This window comes from Acidovorax sp., assembly GCF_047607405.1.
Classification (GTDB): domain Bacteria; phylum Pseudomonadota; class Gammaproteobacteria; order Burkholderiales; family Burkholderiaceae_C; genus Acidovorax.
On the sequence record NZ_JASGDA010000065.1, the window covers coordinates 21,684 to 29,202 of the forward strand.

Sequence of the window (7,519 nt, forward strand, 5' to 3'; positions counted from 1 at the left end):
CGCTTACCAGACAAGCGCAGGCTGCTATCAAATTTTAAAAAGGACGTGGTCCGAAAGGGCCACGAAAAACCATGCTGAAACTGTTGTCCGACATTGCCCGCGCCTTCGTCCGCGAGAGCCTGCAAGCCACCGAGCGCCGCATCAACGAGGGCGCCTACCTGATGGACCGCGCCAACGCCTGCGCCGCCCGCGACCCCCGCCGCGCCGCCGATCTGCGCACCGCCGCCATGGGGTATCTGGGCGTGCAGCGCTGAAGCAAACACCCCCCTGAGCCGCTTCGCGGCTGCCCTCGCAGGGGCTGCGCCAGTATCATGGCGAGATGCTCCTGATTTCAGAGCTGCCTGCGCTTATCCAGCAAGCGCTACAGCCCGATTTGGCATAAAAAAGGCTCCGCACTGCGGAGCCTTTTTGCACGGCGCGGTGCCGATCAACCCAGGCGCTTTTCCAGTTGCGCCTTGGTGTCCAGCAGTGCTTGCGGCAGGTGGTAGGCCAGCTTGTCGAAGTGCTCGGCGTGCAGCTTGAACTCTTCCGTCCAGGCGGCCTTGTCGATGCTGGTCACGGCATCGAACTGCTGGGCGCTGAAGCTCAGGCCCGTCCAGTTGATCTCGGCGTATTGCGGGGCGATGCCGAACATGGTGTCCTGGCCCTGGGCCTTGCCCTCGATGCGGTCGATCATCCACTTGAGCACGCGCATGTTGTCGCCATAGCCGGGCCAGACGAACTTGCCGTCTTCGCCCTTGCGGAACCAGTTCACGCAATAGACCGGCGGCAGCTTGGCGCCGGTGGCCTGCAGCTTGGCGCCGATGTCGAGCCAGTGCTGGAAGTAGTCGCTCATGTTGTAGCCGCAGAAGGGCAGCATGGCGAACGGGTCGCGGCGCACCACGCCCTGCGCGCCGAAGGCGGCGGCCGTCGTCTCGCTGCCCATGGTGGCGGCCATATAGACGCCTTCCGTCCAGGTGCGGGCTTCGGTCACCAGCGGCACGGTGGTGGAGCGGCGGCCGCCGAAGATGAAGGCGTCGATGGCCACGCCGTTCGCGTCGTCCCACTGCGGGTCGAGCGCCGGGTTGTTGGTGGCGGCCACGGTGAAGCGCGAGTTGGGGTGTGCGGCCTTGGCGCCCGTCTCTTTGGCGATCTGGGGCGTCCAGTCCTTGCCCTGCCAGTCGATCAGGTGGTCGGGCAGCGTGCCGGTGTCCTTTTCCATGCCTTCCCACCACACGTCGCCGTCGTCCGTCAGCGCCACGTTGGTGAAGATCACGTCGCGGTTCAGGCTGCGCATGCAGTTGGGGTTGGTGTGCATGTTGGTGCCGGGGGCCACGCCAAAGTAGCCCGCCTCGGGGTTGATGGCGTACATCTTGCCGTCGGCGTTGGGCTTGATCCAGGCGATGTCGTCGCCGATGGTCGTCACCTTCCAGCCCGCGAAGCCCGCCTCGGGCGGCACCAGCATCGAGAAGTTGGTCTTGCCGCAGGCGCTGGGGAAGGCGGCGGCCACGTGGTACTTCTGGCCTTCGGGGTTGGTCACGCCCAGGATCAGCATGTGCTCGGCCAGCCAGCCTTGGTCGCGGCCCATGGTGGACGCGATGCGCAGCGCCAGGCACTTCTTGCCCAGCAGCGCGTTGCCGCCGTAGCCCGAGCCGTAGGACCAGATCTCGCGCGTCTCGGGGTAATGCACGATGTACTTGACCTTGGGGTTGCAGGGCCAGCTCGTCGTGTCCTTCTCGCCTGCCGCCAGCGGCGCGCCCACGGTGTGCATGCAGGGCACGAACTCGCCATCGACACCCAGCACGTCATAGACGGCCCGGCCCATGCGGGTCATCAGCTTCTGGTTGACGGCCACGTAGGCGCTGTCGGTCAGCTCCACGCCGATGTGCGCGATGTGGCTGCCCAGCGGCCCCATGCTGAAGGGCACCACGTACATGGTGCGGCCCTTCATGCAGCCGTCGAACAGCGGCTGCAGCGTGGCGCGCATCTCGGCGGGCGCCATCCAGTTGTTGGTGGGGCCCGCGTCTTCCTTCTTGGCCGAGCAGATGTAGGTGCGGTCTTCCACGCGGGCCACGTCCGACGGGTCGGACCAGGCCAGGAAGCTGCCCGGGCGCTTGGCGGGGTTGAGCTTCTTGAAGGTGCCCGCATCCACGAGCTGCTGGCACAGGCGGTCGTATTCCTCTTGCGAGCCGTCGCACCAATAGATGGTGTCGGGTTTGCACAGGGCCGCCATGTCGGCCACCCAGGCCAGCAGCCGGGCGTTCTTGACGTAGGAGGGGGCGTTGAGGTTCAGGCCCTGCAGCGTGGGTGCGTTCATGGGGAGTCCTTGAAGTTGAAAACCAGTCTTTTCAAAGGAAACGTCCGGGCGCGGCCTTTGAAAAAACGGCTTTGGGGGGAGTCGGAGAACCGGCGGGATGACGATTTTATGAATGGACCGCAAAAAAGTCTGTCAGGCAGCGGCAAAAACTATGCAAAAGAAGAATGGGGTTATGCCTGCAAAAAGCCCGGGCGAAAAAAAGCCCCGCATCGCGGGGCTTCGGGCGTTGGGGCCGAACGGGGCAGCTCAGGCCATGGTCACGGCAATGAAGGCCAGCAAAAAGATCATGATGCCGCCCACCACGGGCAGCACCACGGGGATCACCGACACCACGTTCTCCACGGGGTCGTCGGATTGCGGCGCGGGGGCGTGCGAGTGGCTGTGGTCGGACATGGCGGGGCTCCTGGTGTTGCTCAAAACTTGTGCGATTCTAGATCAGATCGGCCTGCATGCCCGCCGCGCGCAGGGCGGCCAGCACCTGCTCCACGTGGGCCGGGCCGCGTGTCTGCAGCACGATTTCGATCTCCACGTTCTGCGCGGCCAGCACGGTGAAGGCGCGCTGGTGGTGTACTTCCTCGATGTTGGCGCCCGCGGCGGCCACGGTGGCGGTGATCTGCGCCAGCACGCCGGGCACGTCGCGCGCGCCGACCTGGATGCGCGCCAGCCGCCCCGAGCGCACCATGCCGCGCTCGATGATGGCGGCGAGCAGCAGCGGGTCGATGTTGCCGCCCGAGAGCACCAGCCCCACGCGCTTGCCACGAAAGCGCTCGGGGTGCTTGATGAGCGCGGCCAGGCCCGCCGCGCCCGCGCCTTCGACCAGGGTTTTCTCGATCTCCAGCAGCATCAGCACGGCCTGCTCGATGTCGCCCTCGTCCACCAGCAGCAGGCCGTCCACCAGGCGCCGCACCACCTCTTGCGTGATGCGGCCCGGCGTGCCGACGGCAATGCCCTCGGCGATGGTGGCGTTGCCCATGGGGTGCTGCGTGCCCTGCACGGCATTGACCATGGACGGAAAGCGCGCGGTCTGCACGCCGATGACCGCTATGCCCGGCTGGAGTGCCTTGGCGGCGGTCGCCACGCCCGCGATGAGCCCGCCGCCGCCCACGGCGATGACGAGCACGTCCAGCGCGGGCTGCTCGGCCAGCATCTCCAGCGCCAGCGTGCCCTGGCCTGCGGCGATGGCCTCGTCGTCGTAGGGGTGGACGAAGGTCAGGCCCTGGGCCTCGGCCAGCTCGTAGGCGTGCTGGCGCGCGGCTTCGAGCGTGTCGCCGTGCAGCACCACCTCGGCCCCAAAGCCGCGCGTGCGCTCCACCTTCACGCCGGGCGTGAAGCGCGGCATGACGATCACCGCCCGCAGGCCCAGCCGCTGCGCGTGGTAGGCCACGCCCTGGGCGTGGTTGCCCGCGCTCATGGCCACCACGCCGCGCGCGCGTTCGTCCGGCGTGAGCTGCGCGAGCTTGTTGCACGCGCCGCGCTCCTTGAACGAGGCGGTGAATTGCAGGTTCTCGAACTTCAGGAACACCTGCGCGCCGACGATCTGCGAGAGCGTGCGGGATTCGACGCAGGGGGTTTCAAGCACCTGGCCGCGCAGGCGGGCGGCGGCGTCCTGGATGGTCTGGAGCGTGAGCATGGGGGGATTGTGGGGCAGGGCGGCTCTACAATGAAACCGCCACTTCACCCCAGGACTGCTCCATGCTGCTCGACCAACTGCATGCCCGCAAGAGCGCCATCGCGGCGCTGGGCAGCCGGTATGGCGCACGGCGCATCCGCGTCTTCGGCTCCGTGGCGCGCGGCGAGGAGCGGCCCGAGAGCGACGTGGATTTCCTGGTGGAGTTCGACCCCGGCTATGACCTGTTCACCCAGCGCCTGCCGCTGGCGCGGCAACTGGCCGAGCTGCTGGGCCGCCCGGTCGATCTGATCCCCGAGCATGAATTGAACCGCCACCTGCGAGACAGCATCCTGAAGGAAGCGGTGGATCTGTGAGCAAGTCCTGGCGACCCTATGCGCTCCACATCCTGGATGCGATCGCCAAGATCCAGCGCATCCAGGCACGTGGCGACCTGGCGCGGGACGACATCCTGTACGACGCGGCCTTGCGCAATTTGCAAACGCTCTCGGAATCTACCCAGCACCTGCCTGCCGACAAGAAGGCCGCGTACCCGCACATTCCCTGGCGGGACATTACCGGCTTTCGCAACATCCTCGTACACAACTACCTGGGCGATATTGCAGCGCCTACGGTCGCGGCGGTGATCGAGGGACATCTTCCGGCCTTGCAAGCCTGCGTGCAGGCCATGCTGGCGGAAGATTGAAGTCACCCAGGCAGCGCCCGCGCCAGGATGCCGCCCACGTCCATGCCCCGCACGTCGATTGCGCCTGCCACGCGGCCCGCGCTCGCGTCGCCCAGGCGGGTGGCGATGAAGGCATCCGCCACCGCCGCCGGGGCGTGCTGGCGCAGCAAGCAGGCTTGGGCGACGAGCACCAGGCGCTGCACCAGCAGGCGGCCCAGGGCTTCGAGCTGGTCGGGCGGGGTGGCGAGCAGGGTTTGCAGCTCGCGCAGCGCGGCGGCGACGCGCGGCTCGCCCTGGGCGGCGGGGGCCAGTTCGGCCAGCAGGGCCTGCACGGCGTCGGGCTCGCGGGCGAAGGCGCGCAGCACGTCCAGGCACATCACGTTGCCCGAGCCTTCCCAGATGGAGTTGACCGGGGACTCGCGGAACAGGCGGGCGGCGACGCTGGTATCGACATAGCCGTTGCCGCCGAAGACTTCCATGGCCTCGCCTGTCAGCTCCACGCCGCGCTTGCAAACCCAGAACTTGGCGGCGGGCGTCATCACGCGCTTCCAGGCGCGCTCGGCGGGGCTGTCGCCGTGGTCGAGGTCGTATTCGAAGGCTTGGGCCAGGCGCATGGCGAGCACGGCGGCGGCTTCGCTTTCCAGCGCCAGGTCGGCCAGCACGGCGCGCATCAGCGGCTGGTCGTGCAGGCGCTTGCCGAAAGCCTGGCGCTGGCGGGTGTAGGCGCTGGCCTGCACCGTTGCCTGCCGCAGGATGGCGGCGCTGCCCAGCACGCAGTTCAGCCGCGTGTAGGTGGCCATTTCGATGATGGTGGGGATGCCGCGCCCTTCCTCGCCCATGAGGATGCCCCAGGCGTCGTGGAACTCCACCTCGCTGCTGGAGTTGCTGCGGTTGCCGACCTTCTCCTTCAGGCGCTGCACGTTGACGGCGTTCTTGCTGCCGTCGGGCCGCCAGCGGGGGACGAAGAAGCAGGCGAATGGCCCCCCCTCGCCCGTGCGTGCCACGACCAGGTGCGCGTCGCACATGGGCGCGGAGAAGAACCACTTGTGCCCGCGCAGCAGGTATTCGCCGCCGCGCCCGCCCGCGCCCATGGGCGTGGCGACGGTGGTGTTGGCGCGCACGTCCGATCCGCCCTGCTTCTCGGTCATGCCCATGCCGAGCCAGATCGACTTTTTCTGCGCCAGCGGCACGTCGCGCGCGTCGTATTCGTTGCTGTAGAGCTGCTCTTTCACCTCTGCCCACAGGCCCGACTCGCGTTGCAGCACGGGGATGCTGGCGGTGGTCATGGAGGCGGGGCACAGCGTGCCGTGCTCCACCTGCCCATGCAGGTAAAAGCCTGCTGCCCACGCGGCCCAGCGGCCCGGGCGGGTTTCGGCAAAGGGCTGCCCGATGAGGCCCTGGCCGCGACAGAGCCGCATGAGCGCGTGCCAGCTCGGGTGGAACTCCACCGCGTCGATGCGCCGCCCGCGCGCGTCGAAGCTGTGCAGCGCGGGCGTGTGGCGGTTGGCCTCCTCGGCCAGGCGCCAGGTGTCGGCGGCGCCCAGGGTGCCTGCGTAGCGGGTCAGCGAAGGCAGGGCCCAGTCGGCCTGGGCGCGCTGCAGGGCTTCGGTCAATGCGGGGTCGGTATCGAGCAGGTTCACGTCGGTCAGTTCATCGACCTGGTTGAAGATGGCGTGTGTCATGGTGTCTCCGGCAATTGCTGAGTGAAAGTCTGTTGCGACCAGAATACGCAAGGCAGCAAAAGATCACAATCGATACTGCACGCCTTGTTCAGTCAGCCCATCGTGGAATCACATATTGGTGCCGCAGACATGGCACGGTCGATTCCTTGTTGAAATATGGCGAGCAAACCCTCTTCAAGCCCAAGTGTGTGAACATTGTTTGCACCATGTATTAGCCCCAACTGAACGTCCTCCGCCACCGCGAAATCTTCGTTATCAAAGACAGCATCATTCGTGTAGTTAATTCGTGTAGTTAAAGCGTTTCTCCAGTGCCTCTTGGCCTGCATCACCCCGAAATTGCGATGGTCTGTATAACATCTCATGCGTCCATAGCGTTTGATCAGGTGCTAGCGGGAAGAACATATTGATGGATACATAATCCGGCTGCATGATGAAGAAGGCCTGTGGAAAGATAGAGTAATAGACAGATGCATAGTTGAGGATGTGCCGTTCTTCCCGTGGCACTGAAGGCATCTCGAGAAAATTGGTGCGCGCCGCTGAAAGCCGTATGTGATAGCCGTATTCGTAATGCGAAATGATGCCTTTCTTAAACGCTTGCGATAAAGTATTTTTATGTAGATATGGAACGCGATAGCCTTCCAGGTATGTCTTAATGAGTAGTTTCCAGTTGGCGCGCTTGATAACAAGGTTCTTTCGATAGCTAACAAGCCCGCTTAAATCGAAGTGATCCAGGTCATCGCCAATGGCTCCGAGATAGCTTTCAAGATCTAGCGATGCTCCAGGTGTCGGGTGAATCCAAACCAAGCCTGCTCGCTCGACAACGGGCAATTCAACCAGTGATGAATCTTCTCGATTTATATCCGGAAAGTTATAAGATTTAGTAATTCCTTTAAGTTGACCATCCAGCCCATATGCCCAGCCGTGAAAAGGACAGATAAAAGCTTTCAGGCATGGCTCCTTGCCAGACACGATGCGGGCTCCACGATGACGACAGGTATTGAGAAAGGCCCGTAGTCGACCATCCGAGCCTCGAACGATTACGTAGGGAAACTTCGCCCAATCGCTTAAAATATATGCCCCAGGTTCACGTATGCTACTCTGATGACCCGCAAGCATGGGATAGTGGCGGCCTCAAATCTGAAGTGCAACACCCCTTCAGAATTGAGACTCCCATGACAAAGAACACCTACGAACAACTGAGCGAGATGGAGCGCCATGCGATAGCGCTGGGGCTACAGCAAAAGCAGAGC

General features: G+C 64.6%; 9 protein-coding genes. 3 read left to right on the forward strand and 6 right to left on the reverse strand.

Translation table 11 applies throughout. The features are described from left to right. Positions 1 to 71: 71 nt before the first annotated feature. Entirely contained in the window at positions 72 to 254 is a 183-nt protein-coding gene (locus QM569_RS07650) for a hypothetical protein (protein WP_414986635.1), read from the forward strand. A gap of 173 nt (positions 255 to 427) precedes the next feature. Here QM569_RS07650 and QM569_RS07655 read toward each other — a convergent pair whose 3' ends face one another. From QM569_RS07655 to QM569_RS07665, 3 genes are all read right to left on the reverse strand, one after another. Further along, entirely contained in the window at positions 428 to 2,296 is a 1,869-nt protein-coding gene (locus QM569_RS07655) for a phosphoenolpyruvate carboxykinase (GTP) (protein WP_414986636.1), read from the reverse strand. Positions 2,297 to 2,542: 246 nt separating this feature from the next. Beyond that, on the reverse strand, positions 2,543 to 2,689 hold the full coding sequence (locus tag QM569_RS07660; protein WP_414986637.1) for a hypothetical protein: 147 nt from the start codon (positions 2,687 to 2,689) through the stop codon (positions 2,543 to 2,545). Positions 2,690 to 2,726: 37 nt separating this feature from the next. Then, the gene (locus QM569_RS07665) at positions 2,727 to 3,926 is read right to left on the reverse strand and encodes a threonine ammonia-lyase (protein ID WP_414986638.1); all 1,200 of its coding nucleotides are present in this window, start codon (positions 3,924 to 3,926) and stop codon (positions 2,727 to 2,729) included. 62 nt (positions 3,927 to 3,988) lie between these two features. Between QM569_RS07665 and QM569_RS07670 the strand changes: the two genes are divergently transcribed. Both QM569_RS07670 and QM569_RS07675 read left to right on the forward strand, forming a co-directional pair. Continuing rightward, a complete protein-coding gene (locus QM569_RS07670) occupies positions 3,989 to 4,279 on the forward strand; it encodes a nucleotidyltransferase family protein (protein WP_414986639.1) in 291 nt (96 codons plus the stop codon). Further along, on the forward strand, positions 4,276 to 4,608 hold the full coding sequence (locus QM569_RS07675; protein WP_414986640.1) for a DUF86 domain-containing protein: 333 nt from the start codon (positions 4,276 to 4,278) through the stop codon (positions 4,606 to 4,608). Before QM569_RS07670 ends, QM569_RS07675 begins: the two co-directional genes overlap by 4 nt. 2 nt (positions 4,609 to 4,610) lie before the next feature. Here the strand turns inward: QM569_RS07675 and QM569_RS07680 are convergent, their stop codons facing one another. The 3 genes from QM569_RS07680 to QM569_RS07690 form a co-directional block, all read right to left on the reverse strand. After that, complete coding sequence (locus QM569_RS07680; protein ID WP_414986641.1) at positions 4,611 to 6,269, reverse strand: acyl-CoA dehydrogenase family protein; 1,659 nt, start codon at positions 6,267 to 6,269, stop codon at positions 4,611 to 4,613. Between the two features lie 92 nt (positions 6,270 to 6,361). After that, positions 6,362 to 6,631, reverse strand: coding sequence for a hypothetical protein (locus QM569_RS07685; RefSeq protein ID WP_414986642.1), 270 nt, complete (start codon positions 6,629 to 6,631; stop codon positions 6,362 to 6,364). Continuing rightward, on the reverse strand, positions 6,549 to 7,385 hold the full coding sequence (locus tag QM569_RS07690) for an aromatic ring-hydroxylating oxygenase subunit alpha (protein ID WP_414986643.1): 837 nt from the start codon (positions 7,383 to 7,385) through the stop codon (positions 6,549 to 6,551). Before QM569_RS07690 ends, QM569_RS07685 begins: the two co-directional genes overlap by 83 nt. Positions 7,386 to 7,519: the final 134 nt, after the last annotated feature.